Raw genomic sequence first — 25144 nt, forward strand, 5'->3', positions numbered from 1 at the left:
GCGGAGGAGCGGCGGGATGGGGTGCGTACGACCAAAGTCGAATAAATTAGACTAAAGTCTAGTAATCGGCTATTCTGTTAGCATCCTCATGAAATGACCGAGAACCCAAAGCCATGACCAGCCAGATGCTTTCCGACAGTGCGACCGCCACTAAACCCCGTGCTTCCCTGATCAAGCGTATCGGCCGGGTTGCCTATCGTCTGCTAGAGCGGATGACCGAGCGCGCCTACCATCAGCACAAGCCCTGCTTGCGCAACAATTTTTATCTCTAACGGCTAAGGCCGTGCTTGGCCCAGGACGGGACGGCAACATGACACGATGAGAAGAGCCAGCGCATTTTTTGCGCTGGCTCTTCTCGTTCCGGGAGGGGCACTCGACGGTATTTCGGGCTCAAGGGGGTGAGGCCTTCCACTTGGTAGTGTCGATTTCACCTGCACCCGCTCGACGGGATCAGGAGTCATGAGAAACAGCGGATGTCTGCCAATCGATGGAGCCGGAAATGCTGAAACTATATGGAACGCCCCCGACCCGCGTCCTGCGGGTCATCTGGTTGCTCAATGAGCTGGGCCTGGAGTACGAGCAGGTTCCGGTAGCCCTCATGCAAGGGGAGCATCTTCAACCCGATTTCCTTGCGATCAACCCCGCCGCCAGAGTCCCGGTGCTGGTCGACGGCAACCAGGTCATCACCGAATCGGCCGCGATACAGCTCTATCTGGCCGAGAAATATCCACAGGCGGGTTTCGTTCCGGAAGCTGTGGAAGAAAGAGCCCAGATGTACCGCTGGATATTCTTCCTGATGACCGAGATCGAGCCGCTGCTGTGGCGTATCGCTCGCCACACCTTCCTTTACCCGGACGAGAAGCGCCTGCCTCAGGATGTCGACCAGGCCAGGGAGGAGTGCGTGGAGATGGTGGCGGTACTCGAGCGCCACATGCAGGAGCGCGAGTACCTGGTCGGCGACCGGCTCAGCGTGGCCGACTTCAACGCCGCCTATACCCTGGATTGGGTGAACGAGGAGAACTTGCTCGGCAACGCACCGCGGCTGAGAGAGTACCTGAAGACGATGTACGCCCGCCCCACGGCACCGCCCACCATTGCCGTAGCGTTCGCGGCGATGGAAGACTAGCTGCTCCCCGGAGAGATCATGAAGCGGTCGTCAGCGCCGAGAGCCAGCCTTTGCGCTGGCTCTCGGCTTTTTGGCTTTGCGTTGACGTAGGTGTCTGGTGTGGGGCTGAGCGAGCGTCTAGGCTGGTTGTGTGTATTAGTTTGTTAGCTTATCGGTGGTGGGCGCTTTGGACTGGATTTTTGGCCCCACTTCTTGGTCTTTACGGAATGTGTTGCTTAATGTTGATAGGCACTGGGGGTAAGGTTGGAATTAGTCTGCTATTTGTCTAATTTTTTAGTTATAGGTACTGAAGCTACTGATACTAAAGGCGGTGGTTGGATAAGGAACAAAATTCCTTTATCTGTGGCAGGGCTTAGTATTGAGATATATCAAGAGCCAGAGTTTATAAATGCTAAGAAAAGCGAGTTGAGTGGACAGTTTGTTGAATCCTCAAGGCTTATAGTAAAAAACGTTAGTGGAAGCGACGTCGAATATGTTGTTGAGGTGGTTAGGAAGATCAGCTATTTACTTTCTTTTGCTATTTGTTCAGAAGTGATTTTTTATGGGTGGAGCCTTGAGGGCGCGCATCGCTCTAAGTTTTGGAGCGCGCGCGGAAAGTACTGTTATTTTAGGCCGCCATTCTGCTGTGTTGATACATCTCGCATTAAAGATTTAGTGGAGGATTGTTTTGACTCCTACTCTAAGGTTTTTGATAAAAGAGATTTAAATGTAGTTATTGATCTCTTCAATACCCCTGAGGTGAGCAATTTACAAATAGAGCTTAAGTTGGCAACTCTATTCATATTGCTTGAGAATCTAAAATCCTCATATGCAAGATCGAGAGGCTATGTATATAAGGGTGGTTATTATTGGTCAAAAGATGGCAAGAGGTATTCTTTTCAATCATTGCTTGTTGAAATGTTTTATTCTGTTGGCATGAGCGTTAGTCTTAAAAAAATCAAAAATCTTCGGAATGAAATTATACACTCTGGCTTAAGTCAGTTGTCGTTTGAGGACCAATTTTCTATCTATGGAAGTTGTAGAGATATGGTTACCGAATATATCCTCAGACTGGTTGAGTTTAAAGGAGACTTCAGCCTTTACGAGGGTAGGGGGCTACATTCCAAGAAGATTTCTTAACAAGCTGCTTAAGGGGGAGTCGCAAAGCGTGGTGATTTTATGTTAGCTGCCTGACGGGTGCCAGCGCCCTATTTTGCTACGCTGGCAGAACGACAGCGGACGAGACGACTGATGGTCTTCCATAACCCGGATCCGGAAATGCGTGACATCGAGCGGCGCAATGCCCGGTTGCGCGCTGAATTCTTTGCCAAGAAGTTTAGCGGTGCCTGCCGCTTGCCTCGCTCCGCCCGCATAAGAACGGTAATAAATAGATCGTTTCGATAAACGATATAAGCCTGTTAGATGATCGTCAAAATAGCTGTATAGCTTTGTAATAAAAGAGATTTTTTTAACTTTTCCAATGCTACAACTTTGGCATGACTGTACCTCGACTCGCGGCGATTCTAGGCTCGATATGCAATGCGTATATTTGTTCGTTATTCGAACGTGTGTATACGAAAGCTATCCAGCCACAACAAGAACGGAGCCGCAATCATGCCATCGAACCCACTTGCCCGGGCGTTACTGGGAATCGGAGCCTGTGTCGCCCTGAGCCTTCCCGCCATGGCTGATGACTTGCCGGAGAGCATTCGCATCGGCTATGCCGTCTCCGATACGGGGCCCTACGCCGGGGGTGCCGGCACCACCATCACCCCAAACTACAAGCTGTGGGTGGAGGAGGTGAACCAGGCCGGCGGTATCCGCGTGGGGGATCGCCATCTTCCCATCGAGGTGGTGGCCTACGACGACCGCAGCAGCTCCGAGGAGGCGGTTCGCGCCGTCGAGCGGCTGCTCAACCAGGATGAGGTGCACTTCGTGCTGCCGCCCTGGGGCACGGCGCTCAACCTGGCGGTGGCGCCGGTGCTGCATCGCGCCGGCTATCCGCACCTGGCGGTAACGGCGGTGTCCGACCGCCAGCAGGATCTGATGGACCGCTGGCCGCGACTCTTCTTCTTCCTCAGCACCTCCAGCCACTACGCCGAGGGCATCGTGACCATGCTTGAGGAGCTGCGCGAGAGCGGCGAGATCGAAGGCCGGGTGGCCATGGTCAACGTGGCGGATCAGTTCGGCATCGAGCTGGCCAACGCAGCCCGGGTGCTGCTGCAGGAGGCCGATTTCGATGTCGTCTACAGCCAGTCGTATCCGCCGGGCACCCAGGACATGCAGGGCATCATCAACAGCGCCCGCCAGCGCGACCCTGAGGCGTTCCTGGCCTTCAGCTACCCGCCTGAAACCATCGCCATCACCGATCAGGCACAGACCCTTGGCTTCAATCCGCCGCTGTTCTACACCGCCGTGGGGACGGCGTTCCCGCTGTTCAAGAACCGCTTCGACGACAACGTCGAAGGGGTGCTGGGCATCGGCGGTGTGGATACCGACAGCGAGGTGATGGTGGATTACATCGAACGCCATACCGACATGACCGGCCAGGCGCCGGACCTTTGGGCCAGTGCGCCGACCTACGCCAGCCTGCAGGTGTTGCAGCAGGCCATCGAGCGGGCCAGCAGCCTCGATCACGAGCAGGTTGTGGCCGAGATGGAGAACGGCACCTTCGACACGGTGCTGGGGGAGATCACCCTGGATGGACGCGCCTACTGGGAAGGGTGGCAGGTCGGCCAGTGGCAGAACGGCGTGTTCCGCGCCATCGGCCCCAGCGACCGCGAAGGCGCGGCGGAGATCGTGCTGCCCAAGCCCGATTGGCGTTGAGCTAACCCAGCGGCAGGCGCCTCGCCTGCCGCTGCCAGTCTAGAACACAGGGGTAAACCATGGCTTTTCTCGATGCCTTGCTCAATGGCCTCACCCTGGGCGGCATGTACGCCCTGGTGGCCATGGGGCTGACGCTGCAGTACGGCGTCGCCAGGATCATGAACCTCTCCTACGGGGAGTTCCTGATCGCCGCCGCTTTCTCCGCCTACTGGCTATTCCAGGTGCAGGCGATCAATCCGCTGCTGGCGCTATTGCTGGTGGTGCCGGTGGCGTTCGGCGCCAACTGGCTGATCTATCAGATCATGCTGCACCCACTGGTGAGGCGCTCGCGGGATCGCGGCGAGCTGGAGGTCAACAGCATTCTGGCCACCTTCGGCCTGCTGTTCGTGATCCAGGGGCTGGTGCTGCTGATTTTCGGCAGCAATTACTTCAGCTACACCTACATCAGCAACGTATTCATGATTGCCGGCTCACCGATTGCTGCGGATCGCCTCCTGGCGGTGGGCGTCGCGGTGGTGCTGGGCACGGCACTTTATTTGCTGCTGGTACGCACCCGCCCCGGCACTGCTCTGCGGGCGGTATCCGTCGACCCCAGGGCGGCGCAGCTGGCCGGTATCGACGTGCGTGCGGCCTCGGCCATGGCATTTGCGCTGGGGGGCGGCATGGTGGCCGCCAGCGGCGTGCTGGTCAGCATGTTCACTACCTTCAATGCCTCGATGGGGGTCGTCTTCACCATGAAGGCGCTCATCGTGGTGATCATGGGCGGTGCCGGTCATCTGCTGGGGGCCCTGGCGGCAGGGCTTACCCTGGGCCTGGTGGAGAGTTTCGTGGCGGTGTATGTGGCGCCGGGGCTGACGCTGGCGGCAACCTTCGCGCTGTTTCTGATCGTGCTGCTGATACGGCCGACCGGGATGATGGGGAGGGCCGGAGCATGACCATGAATTCACGTTCGACGCTGCTCGGCGCCGTCCTGCTGCTGGCCGGTGTCGTCGGCCTCGCCCTGCTGCCCGGCTTCGTGGGCGGCTACGGGCTCTCCATGGCTATCAACTTCCTGATGTTCGCCATCCTGGCCACTTCCTGGGCGATGTTCTCCGGGCCGAGCGGCTATGTCTCGCTGGCCACCGTAGCCTTCTTCGGTATCGGCGCTTATACCGTGGCGGTACTCGGCGAGCAGCTACCCTGGGGCGCGGTGCTGCTGCTCGCCGCGGGCATCGCCTTTGTGGTGGCGCTGCTGGTCGGGCTCTCCACGCTGCGCCTGCGCGGAGTCTATTTCGTCATCTTCAGCTTCGGGCTGGCGGAGCTGATTCGCCAGGTGGTGAACTGGTACGAGTCGACCCAGGCGGGCAGCGTGGGCCGCTATGTGTTCCTCGACATCACCCAGGAGCAGATCGTCTGGCAGCTCACGGCGGTGCTGGCCCTGCTGTTCATCGTCGGCTGGCTGATCGAGCGTTCCCGGGTCGGTTTTGCGCTGCGCATGATCGGCGATGACGAGACGGTGGCGCTGCACTGCGGTGTCAACATCACCCTGATCAAGGTGCTGGTGTTCTCGCTCAGCGCCGCCTTCATGGCGCTGGTGGGCGCCATCGTGGCGCCTCGCTGGACCTATCTCGACCCGAGCATCGCCTTCAACCCCAACATCTCGTTCCAGGTGCTGATCATGGCGCTGCTGGGCGGCGCCCGACGACTCTATGGGCCCCTGCTGGGAGTGATTCCCATGGTGCTGCTGTTTGAGTATCTCTCCTCCAACTTCCCGCATCTGTTCAGCATCCTGCTGGGCATCACCTTCCTGGCCATCGTCTATATGGTGCCTCACGGTGTGGCGGGCCTGATCGACAGCTATGTGCAGCGCTATCGTGAGCGTTTCCCGGGCCGGCGTGTCGGAAAAAACCAGCAGAAGGAGAGCGCACTATGACGACATCGACAGCGCTGCTCTCCGTGTGCGACGTCACGCGCCGCTTCGGTAGCCTGCGGGCGGTGGACGGCTTGAGCTTCGACATCGCCGAAGGGGAAATCGTCGGGCTGCTGGGGCCCAACGGCTCGGGCAAGACGACCATGATGAACCTGGTATCGGGGGCCTTGAAGCCCGATGCCGGCACGATTCGCCTGGCGGGTAGCGACATCGCCGGCCTGCCGCCGAACCGCATCGCCCGTCAGGGCATCGCACGGACCTTCCAACTGGTCAGGGTGCTGCCCTCGATGAATTGCCTGGACAACGTCAAGGCCGGCCTGGGGTTCGGCGCCCAGCCGACCTGGGGGGCAACCGCCGACTCAAAGGCCGAGGGGCTGCTGGAGCGGGTCGGCATGGCGCACCGCCGCCTGACGCTGGGCAAGGACCTTACCTACATGGATCAGAAGCGCCTCGAGCTGGCTCGGGCGCTGGCGCTGCAGCCGCGCCTGCTGCTGCTGGACGAGTGGCTGGCGGGGCTCAACCCGTCCGAACTGGTCGAAGCCATTGAGCTGCTGCGCAAGGTTCGCGGAGAAGGCGTCACCATGGTGATGGTCGAGCATGTCATGGATGCCATTCGATCGCTGTGCGACCGCTGCGTGATCATGAACGCCGGGGCCAAGATCGCCGAGGGCATGCCGGCAGAGGCCCTGGCCGAGCCGGAAGTGGTCCGTGCCTACCTGGGAGACGATGCCGATGCTTGAACTACGCAATGTGTCCGCCGCCTACGGGCAGCATCTCGCGCTCCAGGGTATCGACCTTGAGGTACGCGAGGGAAAAATGGTCGTGATGCTGGGGGCCAATGGGGCCGGCAAGTCGACCCTGCTCTCGGTGATTGCCGGCCAGGTGCCGGCGCGCCCGGGCAGCGAGGCGAATCTGGCCGGTGTCGACCTGCTGGGGCTGCAACCTCATCAGGTGGTGGAGGCCGGCATCGCCCTGGTGCCGGAAGGGCGGGGAATTTTTGGCGCCATGACGGTGCGCGAGAACCTGCTGCTGGGCGCCTATCCCAAGCGGGCGAGAGCCGAGGAGCGGCGCAGCCTGGAGCGCGTGATGACGCTATTCCCCAAGCTCGAGGAGCGTCTGGGCCAGATGGCCGGCACCATGAGCGGTGGTGAACAGCAGATGGTGGCGATCGGTCGTGCGTTGATGTCGGCGCCCAGGCTGCTGCTGCTCGACGAGCCTTCGCTGGGCCTGTCGCCGTTGATGGCCGGCGAGCTGTTCAAGGCGCTGGAACGGATCCGCGAGATCGAAGTGAGCGTGCTGTTCGTCGAGCAGAACGCCCGCAAGAGTCTGGCCATTGCCGACCGCGGCTATCTGATCGAGAACGGCACCGTGGTGGGCGAGGGAACGGCCGAGGCGCTGCGCGCCGATGATGCCGTACAGCAGGCCTATCTCGGGCTTGCCAGGAGCGCCTGAGCGAGAGGGTAGCAAGAGGGGCGTTCCCGCGGCTCGGCAAGCACAGCGCTTGCCGGGCTTTGTCGTGCCTGCAAAAAGCTTCATCACGCTCGGCTAACGCATGAAAAAAGGCCCGGTGGGACTGCCACCCACCGGGCCGAAAGCAAGCTAGTCGGACACAGAACGCGTTACCTCAGAAACTGACGCTGATGCCCGCCGCCACGTTGTTGTCGGTGTTGTCGTAGCGGCCCGCTTCGAGGAAGGCGTAGACGTCCTGGTTGAAGTGGTGACGAACGATGCCGACCAGGACGTCGTTGTCGAGATCGAGGTTCCTGTCGTTCTCGGCGTAGCCGATGGAGACCGACCAGGCGTCGCTGAGATTGGCCGAGACGTTAACGCCCCAGGCGTCGAAATCGGCGGCGCCGCTGCTGTCCTCGCGATCGTCGTTGTGCTCGTAGACCCCACCCAGCTGCACCATGCCGAAGTCGTAGCCGAAGCCGAAGGAGGTGCGGTGCAGGTTATCGATGCCCGGGCGGCGTACCTGGGTATGGCCAAGCCCGAAGTTCAGCGGCCCCTGATCGTAGACCAGGCGCCCCGTCACCACATCGAAATCCTGGTCGTTCTGGGCGTTGGTGGTCAGTACGGCACCGATGAACTGGAAGCCGCCGAACCGGGGCGTGCCGTAGGAGAGCACGTCGCTGGCCTGCTCGGCCTGGCCGAAGATGGCGTTCTGGCCGGTCTGGCCATGGAAGCGGTTGTACTCGAAGACATCGACGTTGCGATAAATCTGCCCCCAGAAACCGGAAGGTACTCGGGGCTGCAGGCCGAACGTACCGTAATCGGTCATCAGCAGGACGCGGGCGGTGCGCAGATAGATCTCGCCGTCGTCCTGGCGATGGGCGCCGGGCGTCCAGGTCTGCTCGTCCACGGAATTGATGGCATTGGCGAAATCGGCCACCAGGTCGTAGCGGATACGCAATCCGTCGTTAACGGTGTAGACGCCTCCCAGGCCGGCCTCGGCCTTGAAGGTCCATAGATCGAGATCCCGGTCGCGGACGTCGAGCACGCCGCCGGTCACGTTGCCGGAAAAGGTGGGGCCGTTATGTCGCGATTCGGCCAGGGTCTGGGCGGAAACGGCAGCGGCCAGGGCGAAAGCGAGAGGTGTGAGGGTCAGTCGTTTGAGCATTGTCATTGTGTGTTCCCACTGGTGTGCGAGTCGTTGTTGTACGGGCGTGTGAGGCACTCGTCGTTCGCAATACGAACATAAATGCGCATTACGAAATTCACGCTAGTGGACAGCAGAGACGACAGGCAACCATGCCAAAGTTGTAACGTGGGAATAACAGCGAGGAGGTCGCGAAAAAAACGCTTCTGTTAAAAGAGGTTAATCCGAAGAATCGCCCTATATCGAAAGTTCATATAGAGCATATAAGCCACTTTTATCGGGATGCTGATTGCCGGTTTTTCCGGCTTATCATGGCCCGGTTTCTTCGGTGAGGGTGAGATCGAGAGATGCGATGGCTTGCGCAATCGTATTGCAGAACCAGCGCTGCGCCGGCGAATGGAATGCTTGAGACCGCCAATAAAGGGATATGTCGAAATCGGGCACGTGGAACGGCAATGGATGAATGCATAGCTCCCCATCGGCGGCGAACTGCCGGGCGATATGGACCGGAACGATGCCGAGCAAATCGCTCTGACGAAGTATCTTGGGCAGTATGAGGAAGTGAGGAACTTCCAGGCTGACCTTTCTTTCGATGCCCAGCTCCTGCATCTTCTCTTCCGCCAGGCTGTGCCCCGAGGTGCTGGCCACCACCACATGGCGAGACGAAGTGAAGGTTTCCAGGTCGAGTGGCCCGGCATGGAAGGCGGAAGGCCGCCCCAGGCAGACGTAGCGATCCTGAGCGATGACATGGCGCTCGATACTCGACGACTTGATCGGCCGGCTGCAGATCACGGCATTGACCTTGCCATTGATGAGCCATTCGTCGGCGCGGTCGATCCGCAAGGGGATCACTTCAAGCTCCACCTCCGGGGCCTGGGCGTGCAGATGCTGCAGGATGATGGGCAGGAAGGAGGCCTCGCCCAGGTCGGTCAACGCCAGCCGGAATCTTAGGCGACACTGCTCGGGCGTGAAATGCTGACGGCTCTCGATGGTATTTTCCAGCTGCTGCAGCGACTCCTTGAGAGTGGGATAGAGCTGCCGGGCCGTCATGGTCGGTTCCATGGCCTGATGCGTGCGAATGAACAGACGGTCATCGAAGAGTTCGCGCAGGCGCGACAGTGCATAGCTCACGGAAGGCTGCGTGACGTGCAGCCGCTCCGCCGTGTGGGTGACGCTACCCGCCTCGTAAAGGATGACGAATACCCGGATCAGGTTCAGGTCTGGTAACGACATGAGCGCTCTCGTTTGTTGGCGTTTTGTCATCGAGGATTATCGGCCACCATAACCCGCTCCAGCCAAATAGAGAATATCTATTTATCGTAGAAAAAGTATCGATTTGCTTGATGTTGGTTGCAGTCTCTAGCGTGTAAGAACGCACCGCACAAGGATAAGGAATCAAGCATGCCGAGCGTTCACGCCGTCACCTATTCGCTCCTGCGTCGTCAGGGCATCACCACCGTTTTCGGCAACCCCGGTTCCAACGAACTGCCATTTCTCAAGGGATTTCCCGAGGATTTTCGCTACGTGCTGGGGCTGCATGAAGGCGTGGTGGCGGGGATGGCCGACGGCTATGCGCTGGCCAGCGGGCGGCCGGCGTTCATCAACCTGCACGCGGCCGCGGGTACCGGCAACGCCATGGGCGCGCTGACCAACGCCTGGTACTCCCACTCGCCGCTGGTGATCACCGCCGGGCAGCAGGCGCGCTCGATGATCGGCGTGGAGTCGATGCTGGCCAATGTGGATGCCCCACAGCTGCCCAAGCCGCTGGTGAAGTGGAGCTACGAACCGGCCTGCCCGGAGGACGTGCCCCGGGCGCTGAGCCAGGCGATTCACAGCGCCTCGCTGCCGCCGCGGGGTCCGGTGTATGTCTCGATTCCCCACGACGACTGGGATCGGGAAGCCGGCGACGATGCCGCGCTGGTGGTGGAGCGCGAGATAGAGCATGCCGGCGTACCGTCGCCCACGCAGCTCGAGCGCCTGGCACAGCGGCTCAATGCCGCCGAGAACCCGGTGCTGGTGCTGGGGCCCGAGGTCGACGCCCGCCAGGCCAACGGGCTGGCCGTGGAGCTGGCCGAACGCCTGCGCCTGCCGGTGTGGGTGGCGCCTTCCGCGTCGCGCTGTCCGTTCCCCAATCGCCATCCCTGTTTTCGCGGCGTGCTGCCGGCGGCCATTGCCGGCATTAGCGCTTACCTTGAAGGGCACGACCTGATCGTGGTCGTGGGCGCTCCGGTTTTTCGTTATCACAAGTACGCACCGGGGCGTTATCTGCCCGAAGGGGCGCAGCTGGTGCATGTCACCGGCGACGCCAACGAGGCGGCCCGAGCGCCCATGGGCGATGCCCTGGTGGGCGACGTTTACGCCAGCCTCGAGGCGCTGTTGCCGCACATCGCCCAGAGCGAGCGGGCCATGCCCGAGCCGCTGCCCAAGCCGGCAGTGGTAGAGGATGGCGAAGGGCGCCTGGCCCCGGCCAACGTGTTCGATACCCTCGATGCGCTGGCGCCGGAGGATGCCATCTACGTCAAGGAGTCGACCTCGACGGTGGAGATCTTCTGGGAGCGCGTCGAGATGCGTGAGCCCGGCAGCTACTTCTTTCCCGCCGCGGGCGGGCTCGGTTTCGGCCTGCCGGCGGCGCTCGGCGTGCAGCTCGCCCAGCCGCATCGCCAGGTGATCGGCGTGATCGGCGACGGTTCGGCCAGCTACGCCATTACCGCGCTGTGGAGCGCCGCCCAGTACCGCATTCCGGCGGTGCTGATCATCCTCAGGAACGATACCTACGGCGCCCTGCGCGGCTTCGCTCGGCACATGAAAGTCGACGACGCCCCCGGGCTCGATGTGCCGGGCATCGACTTCTGCGCGCTGGCCCGCGGCTACGGGGTCGAGGCGCGCCTGGCCAATTCCGGCGAGGCCTTGGAGGCTGCCTTGCAGGAGGGGTTCGCGATGGACCGGCCGCTACTGATCGAGGTGCCGACCCTGCCCACCTGAGCCCGCATGACTACACCACTACAACGATAAGAGAGGACACGCCATGAAACACGCCATCTCCCGGAGCCTGCTCGCCGCCTGCGCGGCGGGGTTCGTCTTCAGCGCCCACGCCGATACCCTGCGCATGTCGCACTTCTGGCCGGCCAATTCCGACGTCAACAAGGAGATCTTCGAGGCCTGGGCCAAGCATATCGAGGAAGCCACCGGCGGCGAGCTGACCGTCGAGAACTACCCCTCCCAGACCCTGAGCCGCTCCGAGCAGGCCTACCAGGGCACGGTGAACGGCATCTCCGACATCGCCATCACCATGCAGGGTTACACCGCCGGCCGCTTTCCGCTGTCGGAGATCGTCCAGCTGCCGGGCGTTTCCGGCAGCGCTCCCCAGGGTGGTTGCATCCTGCAGACGCTGTACGACGAGGGCCACATCGCCGACGAGTACGACGATGTGAAGGTGCTCTACCTGTTCACCACCGGGCCCGCCTATCTGCACACCCGGGGCCATGCGATCGAAACCCCTGACGACCTGCGCGGCCTGCGTATCCGCCGCCCCAGCGACGTGGCCGGCGAGATCCTCGAGCGCCTGGGGGCCAACCCCGTGGGCATGCCGGCGCCGGACATCTACACCTCGCTGCAGCGAGGCGTGATGGATGGCCTGAGCTTCCCTTGGCAGGCGATGAAGACGTTCGGCATCAACGAGCTGGCCGATCATCACCTCGAGGTGCCGTATTACACCGGGGTGGCGGTGGCGGTCATGAATCATGCTAGCTACGAGCGCCTTTCGCCGGAGCAGCAGGCCGCCATCGACGAGGTCAGCGGTATGGCCTGGACTCAACGGGCCGGTGAGGTATATGCGCGGCTGGATGGCGAAGGGCGCGAGGAGGCCCAGGCCCAGGGCGGCACCATCAACACGGTGGAAGACCCGCTGAATGATCCGGACTGGTCGGGTCCGCTCAGCGAGGGCACCGAGGCCTATCTGGTTCGCCTGGAAGAGCGCGGCATCGACAACGCGCGTGCGGTCTACGAGCGGGCGCTGGAGCTGCGGGACGAGTGCCCCGTGGATCCCAGCTGAAAGGCGGTGGAGATCGCTAGCCACGTCGGCGGGGGTACGACTAAAGTCCAGGCCCCGATACGGGAAAAGTCCAAGCATTCCCGCTGATTTTGCCTTATGCGGCGGCTTCCTTAGGGGAAAATGAGAACAGCTGATGCCAAAAATAACGCCAAGGAGAGACCCATGACGACCCTCGGATTGCTGATCGGCGGCCAGGCCAAGGCCGCCTCCAGGAAAGGAACTTTCGAGCGCCATAACCCCTTCACTGGGCAGGTGGCGACCACGGCGGCGGCCGCCTCGGTGGAGGATGCCAAGGCGGCGGCGGATGCCGCGGGGCGAGCATTTGCCACCTGGTCGCAAACCGGCCCCGGCGAACGCCGGGGCAAGCTGCTCAAGGCGGCAGAGCTGATGGAGGCCCGCCAGGCCGAGTTCATCGAACGCATGGTGGACGAGACCGGCGCCACGCCGGCCTGGGCCGGCTTCAACGTGATGGTGGCCGCTGGCATGCTGCGCGAGGCGGCGTCGCTGACCACCCAGATCCAGGGCGACGTGATTCCCTCCAACGTGCCCGACAACCTGGCCATGGGCGTACGGGTGCCTTGCGGCGTGGTGGTCGGCATCGCGCCGTGGAACGCGCCGATCATCCTCGGCACCCGGGCCGTGGCCACGCCGCTGGCGTGCGGTAACACGGTGATCCTCAAGGCCTCGGAGCAGTGCCCGGCGACCCACCATCTGATCGGTGAGGTGCTGATGGAGGCGGGGCTCGGCGAGGGGGTGGTCAATGTGATCAGCAACGCGCCGGCCGAGGCTGCCGAGGTGGTGGAGGCGTTGATCGCTCATCCCGAGGTGGCGCGTATCAATTTCACCGGTTCCACCGGGGTGGGGCGGATCATTGCCGAGAAGGCGGCCCGCCACCTCAAACCGGTACTGCTGGAGCTGGGCGGCAAGGCGCCGTTCCTGGTGCTGGACGACGCCGATCTGGACGCCGCCGTGGACGCGGCGATCTTCGGCGCCTTCTTCAACCAGGGGCAGATCTGCATGTCCACCGAGCGGCTGATCGTCGATGCCTCGGTAGCCGATGCCTTCGTCGACAAGCTGGCCACGCGGGCCGCGGGGCTGAAGGCCGGCGATCCGCGCGGGGAGGGCAACGCGCTGGGCACGCTGATCAACGCCGAGTCGGGCGAGAAGCTCAACGGCCTGCTCGACGATGCCGTGAGCCACGGGGCGCGGCTGGCCAGCGGCGGCAAGGCCGAAGGCGTGGTCATGCCGGCCACGGTGGTGGATGGCGTGACGCCATCAATGCGGCTCTACAGCGAGGAGTCCTTCGGGCCGGTGGTGGCAGTGATTCGGGTGGAAGGCGAGGAGGAGGCCATCCGTATCGCCAACGACAGCGAATACGGCCTCTCGGCGGCGGTGTTCAGTCGCGATACGGCTCGCGGAATCAAGGTGGCCGGGAAGATCCGCTCGGGCATTTGCCATATCAATGCGCCGACGGTGCACGACGAGCCGCAGATGCCCTTCGGTGGCACTAAGTCGAGCGGCTACGGTCGCTTCGGCGGCAAGGCGGGCATCGAGTCATTCACCGAGCTGCGCTGGATCACGGTTCAGTTGGGGCCGCGGCACTATCCCATCTAGACGATGATCCGGCTGTATTCGTTCTAGCTCATGCAGATAGGCGGTGAAGGGGGGCTGAAATCAGCCTCCCTTCCTGGCCTCGATGATGCGGTCGAGAATATCGAGCAGCCACTCGCGCTCACCCTCTTTCATGAAGCTGTCGAAGTTGTCTTCACCCGCGGCGACCTTGCGGTTGAGCCGCTCGGTGAAGGTCTTGCCCTTGTCGGTCAGGTAGAGGGCATAGGAGCGACGATCGTTCTTCGACTTGCGCCGTTCCACAACCTCCATGCTCTCCAGCTTGTCGATGGCTGCGACCATGGCCGAGCGGTCCACGTCCAGGGCCGTGGAAACCGCCGACTGGGTAAGCCCCGGGTTGTGATAGATGATGGCGAGGATGCTGAACAGCCCCGGGGTGATGCCTTCCTGGGCACAGGCCTCGAAGAACACGTCGAAGTAGACGAGCTGCGCTCGGCGTAGCTTGTAGCCGAGACGCGATTGCAGCATGGAGTAGTCGATACCGTTCTGGTCGTCGTTGCTCATAGGTTGGTCGGCCCTGACGTTGGGTGAGCCATGAGGCGGCAAGCAGCGAATAGCCTATCGGATACCGGTCGGTGAGGCCCGCTAGGGCATCAACTTTAGTCGCAGCTCAGCCAGGACAACCGTCGCCGATATACGCCTTTTCTCGCCTATCCCCTTGATTGAAAATCTTTCGTTGTCTGCCTTCGGCTCATCAAACAATAATGTTATGCTGGCGAAATGTTTGACACACCAACAATTTAAAAAAATACTGGACTCCATGTTACCAAGGCTCCCATGCCGAGGGTAGCGAGATGCCCCTTTCGATGCTGATAACGAACACAAACAGCCGGAGCGCCCATGTCTCACTCCTTTCGCGATGTCCACCTGGGCACCGCCACTGCCAAGCTGACTCTGCGCGATGACGGAACCCGACTTCTCAGCGTCGAGGAACCCCTCGGCGCTTATCCTGACACCCTGCTCGATTGCCTGGAGCGCTGGGCTCACGAGGCGCCGGACCGTACCTTCGTGGCGCGGCGCGATGCCAAGGGTGAATGGCAGCGCCTGAGCTATGCCGAGACCCTGACGCGAGTACGTAGCCTGGCGCAGGGGCTGCTGAACCGGGAGCTGAGTGCCGAGCGGCCCCTGGCCATCCTCAGCGGCAACTCCATCGAGCACCTGCTGCTGGCGCTGGCGGCGATGTACGTTGGTGTTCCTTTTGCCCCCGTATCGCCGGCCTATTCGCTGGTCAGCCGCGACTTCGGCAAGCTGCGCCATATCGTCGAGCTGCTCACGCCGGGCCTGCTGATGGTCGACAGGGCCAAGGATTTTGCCCCGGCCCTGGCGGCGGTGCAGCCGGCCGACTGTGAGTGTCTCGCCATCGACCCGGCAGGCTATACCGGTGTGTCCGTCTTTGATGAGCTACTGGATACGCCCGTGACCGCGGCGGTGGATGAAGCCCGCGGGACCGTCACCCCCGACACCATCGTCAAGTTCCTGTTCACCTCCGGCTCCACCGGCATGCCCAAGGGGGTCATCAATACCCACCGCATGCTCTGCGCCAATCAGGAGATGTTGGCCTCCCTGATGCCTTTCATGCGCGACGAGCCCCCGGTGCTGGTGGACTGGCTGCCGTGGAATCACACCTTCGGCGGCAACCACAACATCGGCATCGTGCTCTACAACGGTGGCAGCCTCTATATCGACGACGGCCGCCCGGTGCCGGGCGAGTTCGAGACCACCATCGCCAACCTGCGCGAGATCGCCCCGACGGTCTACTTCAACGTGCCCAAGGGCTTCGAGATCCTGGTGGATTACCTGAAGCGCGAGGATAGCTTGCGCGAGACCTTCTTCTCCCGCCTCAACCTGATGTTCTTCGCCGCGGCGGGGCTCTCCCAGCACATCTGGGACGAACTCGACCGCCTGGCCATCCAGACCCTGGGCTGCAAGGTGGGCATGCTGACCGGCCTGGGGGCCACCGAGACCGCTCCCTCGGCGATGTTCGCCTCGCTGGAGGAGTCCAGGTCCGGCGTGGTGGGCCTGCCCGCCTGCGGGGTGACGATCAAGCTGGTGCCCAACGGCGGCAAGCTCGAGTGTCGGGTGAAGGGGCCCAACGTGATGCCGGGCTACTGGCGCCAGCCCGAGGTCACCGCGAAGAGCTTCGACGAGGAAGGCTTTTACTGCCTGGGCGATGCGGTCAAGTTCATCGACCCGGACGACCCCCAGCGCGGCATGCGCTTCGACGGACGCATCTCCGAGGACTTCAAGCTGGATACCGGCACCTGGGTCAGTGTCGGGCCGCTGCGGGCGCGTATCATCGAAGCCGGCGCCCCCCATGTGAAGGACGTGGTGATCGCCGGGCTCGACAAGCCCTATGTCTCGGTCATGGTGTTCCCGGACCTTGAGAAGTGCCGTGAACTGGCGGGGCTGGGCGGCGCGGCCGATGCCGCCACGGTGCTGGCCAGCGAACCGGTACGCGTGCGATTCCTGCAGATGCTGCGCGATCTGGACGCCCACAGCACCGGCAGCTCCACCCGGGTGCGTCGGGCGGTGCTGCTCAGTGAACCGCCGCGACTGGATGCTCACGAGATCACCGACAAGGGCTCGATCAACCAACGCGCCGTGCTCGAGAACCGGGCCGACATCATCGACGAGCTTTATCGCGATTCGCCGCCGCCGAGTGTGTTGCGGCTCGATTGAATACCCTTTGAACTGGAGGCTGTGACTCGGTGGAACTGTCATGCGCGGAATGGCGCATAACTGTCTCTGTTTTGTCTCGCCTCGTTGATGCTAGGCTTTATCTGAAAACTGGCTACGCTTGCCCATACTGCGTTAAAAACCAGCTCAAAGTACTCATTTCCACCACGTAAACTCCGTCTTTTCGCTGGTTTTTGCCTTGTCTGGCCTTTGCTCGCCGATTTTTCAGACGAAGCCTAACGTTGCTATATCGCAGCTCGACAGCAGCGGCGCCATGGCGATTCGGCGACTCGAACGGTATCCGACGAGGGGAGGGGAAGATGGACTACAAGGCAATCGATATCCAACAGAAGCTTGGCCTGCTCAACGAGCAGTGGTCACCCCGGGGTGATCGCCGAGATGAACGACTACCAGCTCAAGGTGGTCAAGCTCGAGGGAGATTTCGTCTGGCACGATCATCCCGAGACGGATGAGGTGTTCCTGGTGATCAAGGGCAACCTGCGCATCGACTTCCGTGATGGCGCGGTCAATCTGGCCGCCGGTGAGATGTTTGTGGTCCCGAAGGGCGTCGAGCACAAGCCTTTCGCCGAGCAGGAGGCGGAAGTGATGCTGATCGAGCCGCGCGGGGTCCTGAATACGGGTCAGGCCGGGGGCGAGCGGACCGCCGAGAACGAGGTCTGGATCTGAGCTGGTCCAATGCTGGCAGTTAGACGAATCGCATCCGAGCCCCAAAGCGCCAACCCATCGACACGAGCGATCTTGCGCAGCAGACGATCGATCTTTCTTCCGCTAGGGTCTCGCTGGAAGAGCTGCTAACCAAGGCCGCTTCGTCTTCAGTTCACGTCATCGCTGAAGATGGCAAAAGCGACATGATCTCTCGTTTGGTGGTCTAACCACTCTCACGCTTCGCCCCGCAGCTCGTCCGCTCCTCAATCTTCTATCCGAAATGCTTCTCCTACCCCATACCGGGGCGGCACTCCTGTGCCTGAAAAAACGCGCAGACAAGCAAGTGGCTAGGCCTATACCAAAGTCGGGTATCGAGAGGGGTTGCTGTCTGGACTATAATCGGCTTTCAAATAGATGGTGATGACCATTGTTTTATACACAAACAAATATAAACCGCCGAGGTAACCCATGACACGTCGCACGCTGTTCAAGACCCTTGCCGTCGCCGCCACCGTCGGGAGCCTGGCGCTCGCCGGCCAAGCCCAGGCCCGCGATCTGCGCATGGCGCCCGGGGTGCCGCCGGCGCATCCCGCCTATGATCCGATGTTCACCGAGTTCGCCGAGCGTCTGGCCGAGAAGACCGACGGCGACCTGACGGGCAACCTGCTTGGGACCGAGGTGGCCAACATCGGCAACATGCGTAACGCCATCCGCAGCGGCCTAGTCGAAGTCGGTCTCTTCCTGCCGGCCTATTTCCCGGCCGACCTGCCCGAGATCAACCTGGTCGGCGACCTGGCTTTCCTGGGCACCAATCCCCACGCCATGGGAGCGGCGGTGACCGAGTACATCGTCACTTGTGACGAATGTCAGCAGGAGCTCAAGCAACTGGGCATCGTCTATACCAGCTCTCATGCTTCGGATCTCTATCGGATACTGAGTACCGAGCCGGTACGGTCGCTCGACGACCTCCAGGGGCTGCGCATGCGCGTGGGTGGTCCCCAGTATTCCCGCTGGGCCGAATCGGTGGGGGTATCGCCGGCCTCCATCCCGGTAGGGGAGACTTACGAATCGCTCTCCCAGGGGGTGATCGAGGGCACCATCGCTTCCATTGCCGACATCATCTCCTTCCGGCTGGATGACGTGCTGAACTATGTCACCGATGTCGAGCTGGGCACATTCCATAGCACCATTTCCCATGCGGTCGGCCAGCAAGCGTGGAGCTCGCTTTCTGCCGAGCAGCGTGAGGCACTCGTGCATGCCTCCGTCGAGGCATCCGCCGCCATTACCCAGCGCTGGGGCTACGAGATGGCCGACGAGGCCCGCGAGGTCGCACTCGAAAACGGTATCGAGATTCTGGAACCCGAGCCCGAGCTGTTGGAAGCCGTCGAGGCTTTCCTCGAGGAAGACCTGGTCTATGCCGCGGAGCAGGCGGAGAGCCGCCACGGTGTGGAAGATGCGGCGGCCAAGATCGAGCGTTTCCAGTCGCTGGTGGAGAAGTGGACCGCCATCGTCGAGGAGGTCGGCGCGGATCCCGAGGCGGTTGCCGAGGCCATGAATCGCGAGATCTGGGACGAAGTGGATTTCTCCACTTACGGAACCTGATATCACGCAGCTGAAGGCCGGCACGCCGGCCTTCGTTATCGCCGCCTCTCGGAGATTCGTCATGGACGCTCTCTATCGCCTCACCAATCGGGCCGCCGTCGGCCTAGCGCTGCTGGGTACGCTCGGCATCCTGCTGATGGTGATACACATCACCCTGGATGTGGTGCTGCGCGCCACGCTGTCCGTGTCGATCCCCGCCACGGTGGAACTGGTGACCCGCTACTACCTGATCACCCTGGCGCTGCTGCCGTTGGGCTGGGTGGAGTGGCGCCGGGAGATGATTGCCGTAGAGGCCCTGGAGGGGCTGATGAAGCCCTGGCTGGTGCGCCTTTCCGACGTGCTGGTGTCGCTACTCTCGGCTGCGGTCTATGCCGTCCTGGCCGTGGCCACCTGGGGCAAGGCGATGGAGCAGTACGACATCGGCGCCTACGTCATGTCGCTGAACTTCCCCATGCCGGTCTGGCCGACCTACTTCGCCTTGCCCGCTGCCTTCGCCCTGGCGGCGGTGGTCTGTGTGGTGCGGCTGCCGTTCCTGCTCAGAGATACGGCCCCTCCTTCCGGCACGCCAGATGAAAGGTGATCTCCATGTCCGTTGACGTTGGCTTCTATGGCCTCGCCATCCTGATGCTGCTGCTGGCGCTGCGGGTGCCGGTGGCGCTCTCGCTGATCGTGGTTGCACTGGGCGGCATGACGATGATGTTCGGCTGGAACACGGCCATCGGCATGCTCTCCTCTACGCCTTATGAATTCATCGCCAAGTGGACGCTCAGCGCGGTGCCGATGTTCCTGCTGATGGGCTTCGTCTGCTATCACACCGGCCTCACCAACGGGCTCTTCAGCGCCGCCAAGGTGGTGTTTCGCTGGCTGCCCGGCGGGGTGGCGATATCGAGCATCGTAGCCAGCTCCGGCTTCGCCGCGGTGAGTGGCTCCAGCGTGGCCTGTTCGGCGGCCATGGGGCGCATCGCCATTCCCGAGATGGTGCGCGGCGGCTACAAGCCGAGTTTCGCCTGCGGCACCATCGCGGCCGGCGGCACCATCGGCGCGCTGATTCCGCCCAGCATCCTGATGATCGTGTATGGCGTCTTCGCCCAGGTGTCGATCACCCAGGTGTTCCTGGGGGGGATCACCATCGGGCTGCTGACGGCGGTCAGCTACAGCATCGTGATACTGATGGTCAGCTGGCTGCGGCCGGACATCGTACCGCGTCGAGCGGTTGATGCGCGTGATATCAGCGCCCGCCAGGCGTTGCTTGAGATCTGGCCGGTGCTGGTGCTGGGTGTACTGGTGTTCGGCGGCCTGTTCTCCGGCTTCTTTACCGCCACCGAGGCCGGTGCCGTGGGGGCCGCCGGGGCGATCCTCATCGGCCTGGTGCTGGGGCGCCTGAATGGCCAGGCCATGAAGGCCGCGCTGCTCGAGACCCTTTCCACTACCTCGGCGCTGTTGATCATCGGCGTCGGGGCCAGCATGTTCACTCTCTTCCTGAGTCTGAGCGGTCTGGCCGGCTTCGTCACCGGCGCGGTGACCGGCTGGGAGCTCTCCTATCTCGAGCTGATGCTGGTGGTGGTGCTGATCTACCTCTTCCTCGGGCTGTTCATGGAGCCCTTCGGCGCCATGTTGGTGACCTTGCCTGTGCTGCTGCCGGTATTCGAACTCTACGACGTGAGCCTGATCTGGTTCGGCGTGCTGCTGGTGAAGCTGCTCGAAATCGGCATGATCACCCCGCCCGTGGGCATGAACATCTTCGTGATCAAGGGCGTGGCGGGTCAGTACGCCTCCTTGATGGACATCTTCCGTGGCGTGACGACCTTCCTGGTGGCCGACATCGTGGTCGTCGCGCTGGTGATCTTCTTCCCCCAGATCGTGCTGGTGCTGACCGGCGGCTGATACGAAAGAGGGCGTGCTGATGCTCGCCATTGGCGGCTCAAGTCCGAGCTAATTAGTTTGTTTAATCAACAATATATTGATACTTCAATGTAAATGCCTCCCCAAGGAGGGCCGAGAGAGTGAACAAGATCATCGACAGCAGCACCGCGGCGGGCCTGATTCGGGATGACGACACCGTCATCTGGACCACCGCCGGCCTGAGCGGGTTCGCCGAAGCCGTGGCCACCGCATTGGAGGCGCGCTTCCTGGAGAGCGGTACCCCCCGCAATCTCACCGTGGCGCACAGCTGTGGCTGCGGCGACGGCAAGAGCCGCGGCATGAACCACCTGGGCCATGCCGGCCTGGTCAAGCGGCTGATCAGCGGCCACACCGGCCAGGCGCCGCGCATGGGCGAGCTGATTCGCGAGAACCGCGTCGAGGGTTACCTGCTGCCCCAGGGCGTGCTGGCGCATTTATGGCGCCACATCGCCGGCAAGAAGCCCGGTGTGCTCAGCAAGGTAGGGCTGGGCACCTTCGTCGACCCACGCCTCGAAGGCGGCAAGGCCAACGCCGCCGCCGAGGAGGACCTGGTCAAGCTGGTCGAGCTCGAAGGCGAGGAGTGGCTGCTCTATCGCATCTTCCCGGTGGATGTGGCGGTGATTCGTGCTACCACCGCCGACGAGCGCGGCAACCTGAGCATGGAGCGCGAGGCGCTGCTCCTCGAGCAGCTCTCCATGGCTCAGGCGGCAAAGAACAGCGGCGGTATCGTCATCGCCCAGGTGGAGTACCTGGCCACCCAGGGCAGCCTGCACCCCAAGCAGGTCAAGGTGCCGGGCGACCTGGTTGACTACGTGGTGGTGGCCGAGCCCGAGCATCATATGCAGACCATTACCACCACCTACAACCCGGCGCTGTCCGGCGACCTCAGGATGCCGCTGGGCGGCATCAAGCCGCTGCCGCTCGATCCGCGCAAGGTGATCGCCCGGCGTGCCGCCATGGAGCTGGTGCCGGGGGGTATCGTCAACCTCGGCATCGGCATGCCCGAAGGGGTTTCCAGCGTGGCCGCCGAAGAGGGCGTCAGCGACCTGATGACCCTGACCACCGAGCTCGGCACCTACGGCGGCGTGCCCGCCAGCGGCGGCGACTTCGCCACCTCCTACAACGCCGAAGCGATCATCGACCACGGCTATCAGTTCGACTTCTACGACGGCGGCGGCCTAGACGTCTGCTTCCTCGGCCTGGCCCAGACCGATCACGAAGGCAACCTCAACGTCAGCAAGTTCGGCGACAAGGTGGTGGGACCGGGCGGCTTCATCAACATCAGCCAGAACGCTCGCAAGGTGGTGTTCTGCGGCACCTTCACCAACGGCGGCGAGCTGGCGATCGAGGACGGCCGTCTCGCCATTCGCCAGGAGGGACAGCGCCGCAAGTTCGTCCAGCGCGTCGACCAGATCACCTTCAGCGGCCGCTATGCCCAGGAGACCGGCAAGCCGGTGCTGTTCGTCACCGAGCGCTGTGTCTTCGAGCTGATCGACGGCGAAATCACCCTCACCGACATCGCCCCGGGCATCGATATCGAGCGCGACATCCTGGCGGCCATGGACTTCGTGCCGCGCATCGCCAGTGAACTGCGCGAGATGCCGGCGGTGCTCTTCCAGCCCCGCTGGGGCGGCCTGCGCGAGCACCTGGCACGCGACTGAACATCAGGAGATCAGACATGTTCAAGAACGCCTACATCCCCTACGGCGGTTACTACTCCAGCCCCTTCTGCAAGTGGATGGGCAGCCTGGCCAACGTCAACTCCATCGAACTGGGTGCGGCCACCAGCAAGCGCTGGTTCGCCAGCCGCGACATCGACCCCACGCTCATCGACTACCTCTACCTGGGGGTGTCGGTGGGGCAGAAATCGATCTTCTACGGGGCGCCCTGGGCCGCGGCCATGATGGGCGCCCCTCAGGCCCCTGGCCAGAACATCACCCAGGCCTGCGCCACCGCCACCACGGCGGTATTCAATGCCGCCCTGGCGGTGGACTCCGGCAGCTTCGACACCACCTACTGCCTGCTCGCCGACCGGCCCTCCAACGGCCCCCACACCATCTGGCCCAACCCCAACGGGCCGGGCGGCGAGGTGGTCGCCGAGAACTGGAACATGGACAACATCGCCGCCGACCCGGCCACCGGCAAGGACATGCTGACCACCGCCGAGAACGTGGCGCGTGAGCATGGCTTCACCCGCGAGCAGGCCGACGAGCTGACCCTGCGCCGCTACGAGCAGTACGCCGATGCCCTGGCCAATGATCGCGCCTTCCAGAAGCGCTACATGTTTCCCGTCGAAGTACCGGTCTCGCGCAAGGAGACCAAGCTCGTCGAGACCGACGAGGGCGTAACCGCGACCAGCGCCGAGGGCCTCGCCCGCCTGCGCAGCGTGCAGCCCGACGGCATTCATACCTACGGTGCCCAGACCCATCCGGCCGACGCCAACGCCGGCATCGTCGTCACCACCCGCGAGCGTGCCGTCGAGCTCAGCACCGATCCCCAACTGTCCGTTCAGGTGGTGGCCTACGGCCATGCCCGTACCAAGCCGGCGCATATGCCCATGGCGCCGGCGGAGTCGGTAAAACGCGCACTTGAGCGGGCCGGCCTGACCCTCGACCAGATCAAGACGATCAAGAACCACTCGCCGTTCATCGCCAACGACCTGCATCTGGCCAAGGCGCTGGGGCTCGACGCCAACACCTTCAACAACTACGGCACCTCGCTGGTCTACGGCCACCCCCAGGCGCCGACGCTGGCACGCCTGCTGATCGAGGCCATCGAGGAAACCGCGCTGAAGGGTGGCGGCTACGCACTGATCACCGGCTGTGCGGCCGGCGACTCCGCCGCGGCGCTGATCGTCAAGGTGGGCTGAGTTCTTTCGGTCATTTCAGCCGGGAGCGCCCGCCGAGGGATTGGGCGGGTGTGTAAGCAAGAGAGCAAGGGACACGGGATAGCACAGCGTAGTTATCGAAAGTTAACGAACTAGAACAACACGGAGATAAACAATGAAGCTAAATAAAAAAAGACTGGCCATGGCGGTCGCCCTTTCAGCCGTTACTGCACAGGCTTATGCCCTGGATCTGGGAGAAGTCGGTGGCGCGAATCTCAGTATTGGTGGCTACGTCAAGGCGGAGGGAATCTTTACCGACCCCGATGAGGGTGACAGGAACTTCGATGCCAGCGCTCGCCAGTCACGCATCAATTTCAAGATCGATAAGGACGTTCAGGGCCATAACGTGACGGGCTTCATAGAGGGTGACTTCTGGGACAATGCGACGGATACGTCGGATACCAGTTACGCCATGCGACTGCGCCATGCCTACATCCAGGTCGACAACTTTACCCTCGGTCAGACCTGGTCCGGCCAGTTCTTTGCCAACGCGCCATTCGATGTCGAGATTCTCGATTTCTATGGCACGGGGGTCGGCAGTGTTTCCGGTAGCGGCGCGGTCGTACGCCCCGATGTGGTCCTGCACTATACGCCGGGTGGATTCCGCTTCAGCCTGCAGGACCCGGTCTACCAAGTTGCCGACTACCCGGACATGGTGGCATCCTACACGCATCGCACCGAGTCGGGACACGCCTTCAATGCTGCGGTTACCGGGCGGGAGGTCGAGACCGGCATCGACGATTCGGAATTCGGCGCTGCGTTCTCCCTCGCTGCCAAGCTCAACTTCGGCAATACCTCGCTTGCCCTGAGCGGCTACACGGGCAAGGGTAACAACGTCTACTCCGGCTGGGGATACAACGGCCCGACGAACCCTGCCAGCATGGCCGCGAGCGGTGAGGTCAATGCCGATGGCGACCTGGTGAGTACCACAGGCTATACGGCAGGCGTGAGCCACCGCTTCAATGAGCAATTCCGCGGCAATATCCGCTACGCCCAGGTGGAAGCGGATGAGGTGGCGCCGACCGTCGATGACGACACGCTCACGATGATGAACGTCAATCTGATCTATACGTACTTGCCCAACCTGGACTTCGGCATCGAATGGCGTGACCGCAATGCGACGACTATGCCGCTGCGTCCGGGTGGGCAGCAGGTGGAGTTGATGGCGATGTATAAGTTCTAACACAAGCTTGGCCAAGTCATTACTTGGCCTCTGTTTCGATCGCTCGTAACACATCAGGCGAACCATCAAGGTGTTTTGATGGTTCGCCTTTTTTCGTTTTCAGTTCGCTTTT

At 62.3% G+C, this 25144-nt stretch carries 22 protein-coding genes; 19 read left to right on the forward strand and 3 right to left on the reverse strand.

The window, feature by feature from the left end:
- Nucleotides 1–113: 113 nt before the first annotated feature.
- The 8 genes from DU505_RS22610 to DU505_RS14620 all read left to right on the forward strand — a co-directional run bounded on the left by DU505_RS22610 (nucleotide 114) and on the right by DU505_RS14620 (nucleotide 7292).
- Entirely contained in the window at nucleotides 114–272 is a 159-nt protein-coding gene (locus DU505_RS22610) for a hypothetical protein (RefSeq protein ID WP_181872839.1), read from the forward strand.
- A 227-nt stretch (nucleotides 273–499) separates the two neighbouring features.
- Complete coding sequence (locus DU505_RS14595; RefSeq protein WP_114479725.1) at nucleotides 500–1126, forward strand: glutathione S-transferase family protein; 627 nt, start codon at nucleotides 500–502, stop codon at nucleotides 1124–1126.
- A 243-nt stretch (nucleotides 1127–1369) separates the two neighbouring features.
- Nucleotides 1370–2245 (forward strand): hypothetical protein, encoded by an 876-nt coding sequence (locus DU505_RS22390; protein ID WP_181872837.1) that lies wholly within the window; start codon nucleotides 1370–1372, stop codon nucleotides 2243–2245.
- Between the two features lie 474 nt (nucleotides 2246–2719).
- Entirely contained in the window at nucleotides 2720–3931 is a 1212-nt protein-coding gene (locus DU505_RS14600; RefSeq protein ID WP_114479726.1) for an amino acid ABC transporter substrate-binding protein, read from the forward strand.
- Nucleotides 3932–3990: 59 nt separating this feature from the next.
- Nucleotides 3991–4866: a branched-chain amino acid ABC transporter permease gene (locus tag DU505_RS14605; RefSeq protein WP_114479727.1), complete on the forward strand. Its 876-nt coding sequence runs from the start codon at nucleotides 3991–3993 to the stop codon at nucleotides 4864–4866.
- Between the two features lie 2 nt (nucleotides 4867–4868).
- Entirely contained in the window at nucleotides 4869–5843 is a 975-nt protein-coding gene (locus DU505_RS14610; protein ID WP_114479728.1) for a branched-chain amino acid ABC transporter permease, read from the forward strand.
- Entirely contained in the window at nucleotides 5840–6580 is a 741-nt protein-coding gene (locus DU505_RS14615) for an ABC transporter ATP-binding protein (RefSeq protein ID WP_114479729.1), read from the forward strand. The genes DU505_RS14610 and DU505_RS14615 overlap by 4 nt, the downstream gene beginning before the upstream one ends.
- A complete protein-coding gene (locus tag DU505_RS14620) occupies nucleotides 6573–7292 on the forward strand; it encodes an ABC transporter ATP-binding protein (protein WP_114479730.1) in 720 nt (239 codons plus the stop codon). Before DU505_RS14615 ends, DU505_RS14620 begins: the two co-directional genes overlap by 8 nt.
- A 172-nt stretch (nucleotides 7293–7464) precedes the next feature.
- Here the strand turns inward: DU505_RS14620 and DU505_RS14625 are convergent, their stop codons facing one another.
- The gene (locus DU505_RS14625) at nucleotides 7465–8463 is read right to left on the reverse strand and encodes a porin (protein ID WP_114479731.1); all 999 of its coding nucleotides are present in this window, start codon (nucleotides 8461–8463) and stop codon (nucleotides 7465–7467) included.
- 282 nt (nucleotides 8464–8745) lie between these two features.
- Nucleotides 8746–9669 (reverse strand): LysR family transcriptional regulator, encoded by a 924-nt coding sequence (locus DU505_RS14630; protein WP_114479732.1) that lies wholly within the window; start codon nucleotides 9667–9669, stop codon nucleotides 8746–8748.
- A 168-nt stretch (nucleotides 9670–9837) separates the two neighbouring features.
- Here DU505_RS14630 and mdlC point away from each other — a divergent pair, with 168 nt between their 5' ends.
- The 3 genes from mdlC to DU505_RS14645 all read left to right on the forward strand — a co-directional run bounded on the left by mdlC (nucleotide 9838) and on the right by DU505_RS14645 (nucleotide 14101).
- Nucleotides 9838–11418 carry a benzoylformate decarboxylase gene (gene mdlC / locus DU505_RS14635; protein WP_114479733.1) on the forward strand — a complete coding sequence of 527 codons (1581 nt, stop codon included), beginning with the start codon at nucleotides 9838–9840 and terminating at the stop codon, nucleotides 11416–11418.
- Nucleotides 11419–11461: 43 nt separating this feature from the next.
- Nucleotides 11462–12487, forward strand: coding sequence for a TRAP transporter substrate-binding protein (locus DU505_RS14640; RefSeq protein WP_114479734.1), 1026 nt, complete (start codon nucleotides 11462–11464; stop codon nucleotides 12485–12487).
- Nucleotides 12488–12649: 162 nt separating this feature from the next.
- On the forward strand, nucleotides 12650–14101 hold the full coding sequence (locus tag DU505_RS14645; RefSeq protein ID WP_114479735.1) for an aldehyde dehydrogenase: 1452 nt from the start codon (nucleotides 12650–12652) through the stop codon (nucleotides 14099–14101).
- A 60-nt stretch (nucleotides 14102–14161) separates the two neighbouring features.
- Here DU505_RS14645 and DU505_RS14650 read toward each other — a convergent pair whose 3' ends face one another.
- Nucleotides 14162–14620, reverse strand: coding sequence for a MarR family winged helix-turn-helix transcriptional regulator (locus DU505_RS14650; RefSeq protein ID WP_114479736.1), 459 nt, complete (start codon nucleotides 14618–14620; stop codon nucleotides 14162–14164).
- A gap of 336 nt (nucleotides 14621–14956) precedes the next feature.
- Between DU505_RS14650 and DU505_RS14655 the strand changes: the two genes are divergently transcribed.
- The 8 genes from DU505_RS14655 to DU505_RS14690 all read left to right on the forward strand — a co-directional run bounded on the left by DU505_RS14655 (nucleotide 14957) and on the right by DU505_RS14690 (nucleotide 25032).
- Nucleotides 14957–16795, forward strand: coding sequence for a feruloyl-CoA synthase (locus tag DU505_RS14655; protein WP_114479737.1), 1839 nt, complete (start codon nucleotides 14957–14959; stop codon nucleotides 16793–16795).
- A 396-nt stretch (nucleotides 16796–17191) separates the two neighbouring features.
- A complete protein-coding gene (locus DU505_RS14660) occupies nucleotides 17192–17479 on the forward strand; it encodes a cupin domain-containing protein (protein WP_340148278.1) in 288 nt (95 codons plus the stop codon).
- A gap of 447 nt (nucleotides 17480–17926) precedes the next feature.
- Entirely contained in the window at nucleotides 17927–19060 is a 1134-nt protein-coding gene (gene dctP / locus DU505_RS14665) for a TRAP transporter substrate-binding protein DctP (RefSeq protein WP_114479738.1), read from the forward strand.
- A 61-nt stretch (nucleotides 19061–19121) separates the two neighbouring features.
- The gene (locus DU505_RS14670; RefSeq protein ID WP_114479739.1) at nucleotides 19122–19640 is read left to right on the forward strand and encodes a TRAP transporter small permease; all 519 of its coding nucleotides are present in this window, start codon (nucleotides 19122–19124) and stop codon (nucleotides 19638–19640) included.
- Nucleotides 19641–19645: 5 nt separating this feature from the next.
- The gene (locus DU505_RS14675) at nucleotides 19646–20944 is read left to right on the forward strand and encodes a TRAP transporter large permease (RefSeq protein ID WP_114479740.1); all 1299 of its coding nucleotides are present in this window, start codon (nucleotides 19646–19648) and stop codon (nucleotides 20942–20944) included.
- A 119-nt stretch (nucleotides 20945–21063) separates the two neighbouring features.
- Complete coding sequence (locus DU505_RS14680; protein WP_114479741.1) at nucleotides 21064–22623, forward strand: acyl CoA:acetate/3-ketoacid CoA transferase; 1560 nt, start codon at nucleotides 21064–21066, stop codon at nucleotides 22621–22623.
- 17 nt (nucleotides 22624–22640) lie between these two features.
- Nucleotides 22641–23831: a thiolase family protein gene (locus DU505_RS14685; RefSeq protein WP_114479742.1), complete on the forward strand. Its 1191-nt coding sequence runs from the start codon at nucleotides 22641–22643 to the stop codon at nucleotides 23829–23831.
- 133 nt (nucleotides 23832–23964) lie between these two features.
- Nucleotides 23965–25032: a DcaP family trimeric outer membrane transporter gene (locus DU505_RS14690; RefSeq protein ID WP_114479743.1), complete on the forward strand. Its 1068-nt coding sequence runs from the start codon at nucleotides 23965–23967 to the stop codon at nucleotides 25030–25032.
- Nucleotides 25033–25144: the final 112 nt, after the last annotated feature.

This window comes from Billgrantia montanilacus, assembly GCF_003336675.1.
In the GTDB taxonomy this organism is placed as follows: Bacteria; Pseudomonadota; Gammaproteobacteria; order Pseudomonadales; family Halomonadaceae; genus Halomonas; species Halomonas montanilacus.

Excerpts from the sequence above, each read along its gene's own strand:
- DU505_RS22610 (WP_181872839.1), top strand. The coding sequence starts at position 114 with ATGACCAGCCAGATGCTTTCCGACAGTGCGACCGCCACTAAACCCCGT.
- DU505_RS14595 (WP_114479725.1), top strand. The coding sequence starts at position 500 with ATGCTGAAACTATATGGAACGCCCCCGACCCGCGTCCTGCGGGTCATC.
- DU505_RS14600 (WP_114479726.1), top strand. The coding sequence starts at position 2,720 with ATGCCATCGAACCCACTTGCCCGGGCGTTACTGGGAATCGGAGCCTGT.
- DU505_RS14605 (WP_114479727.1), top strand. The coding sequence starts at position 3,991 with ATGGCTTTTCTCGATGCCTTGCTCAATGGCCTCACCCTGGGCGGCATG.
- DU505_RS14610 (WP_114479728.1), top strand. The coding sequence starts at position 4,869 with ATGAATTCACGTTCGACGCTGCTCGGCGCCGTCCTGCTGCTGGCCGGT.
- DU505_RS14615 (WP_114479729.1), top strand. The coding sequence starts at position 5,840 with ATGACGACATCGACAGCGCTGCTCTCCGTGTGCGACGTCACGCGCCGC.
- DU505_RS14620 (WP_114479730.1), top strand. The coding sequence starts at position 6,573 with ATGCTTGAACTACGCAATGTGTCCGCCGCCTACGGGCAGCATCTCGCG.
- DU505_RS14625 (WP_114479731.1), bottom strand. The coding sequence starts at position 8,463 with ATGACAATGCTCAAACGACTGACCCTCACACCTCTCGCTTTCGCCCTG.
- DU505_RS14630 (WP_114479732.1), bottom strand. The coding sequence starts at position 9,669 with ATGTCGTTACCAGACCTGAACCTGATCCGGGTATTCGTCATCCTTTAC.
- mdlC (WP_114479733.1), top strand. The coding sequence starts at position 9,838 with ATGCCGAGCGTTCACGCCGTCACCTATTCGCTCCTGCGTCGTCAGGGC.
- DU505_RS14640 (WP_114479734.1), top strand. The coding sequence starts at position 11,462 with ATGAAACACGCCATCTCCCGGAGCCTGCTCGCCGCCTGCGCGGCGGGG.
- DU505_RS14645 (WP_114479735.1), top strand. The coding sequence starts at position 12,650 with ATGACGACCCTCGGATTGCTGATCGGCGGCCAGGCCAAGGCCGCCTCC.
- DU505_RS14650 (WP_114479736.1), bottom strand. The coding sequence starts at position 14,620 with ATGAGCAACGACGACCAGAACGGTATCGACTACTCCATGCTGCAATCG.
- DU505_RS14655 (WP_114479737.1), top strand. The coding sequence starts at position 14,957 with ATGTCTCACTCCTTTCGCGATGTCCACCTGGGCACCGCCACTGCCAAG.
- DU505_RS14660 (WP_340148278.1), top strand. The coding sequence starts at position 17,192 with ATGAACGACTACCAGCTCAAGGTGGTCAAGCTCGAGGGAGATTTCGTC.
- dctP (WP_114479738.1), top strand. The coding sequence starts at position 17,927 with ATGACACGTCGCACGCTGTTCAAGACCCTTGCCGTCGCCGCCACCGTC.
- DU505_RS14670 (WP_114479739.1), top strand. The coding sequence starts at position 19,122 with ATGGACGCTCTCTATCGCCTCACCAATCGGGCCGCCGTCGGCCTAGCG.
- DU505_RS14675 (WP_114479740.1), top strand. The coding sequence starts at position 19,646 with ATGTCCGTTGACGTTGGCTTCTATGGCCTCGCCATCCTGATGCTGCTG.
- DU505_RS14685 (WP_114479742.1), top strand. The coding sequence starts at position 22,641 with ATGTTCAAGAACGCCTACATCCCCTACGGCGGTTACTACTCCAGCCCC.
- DU505_RS14690 (WP_114479743.1), top strand. The coding sequence starts at position 23,965 with ATGAAGCTAAATAAAAAAAGACTGGCCATGGCGGTCGCCCTTTCAGCC.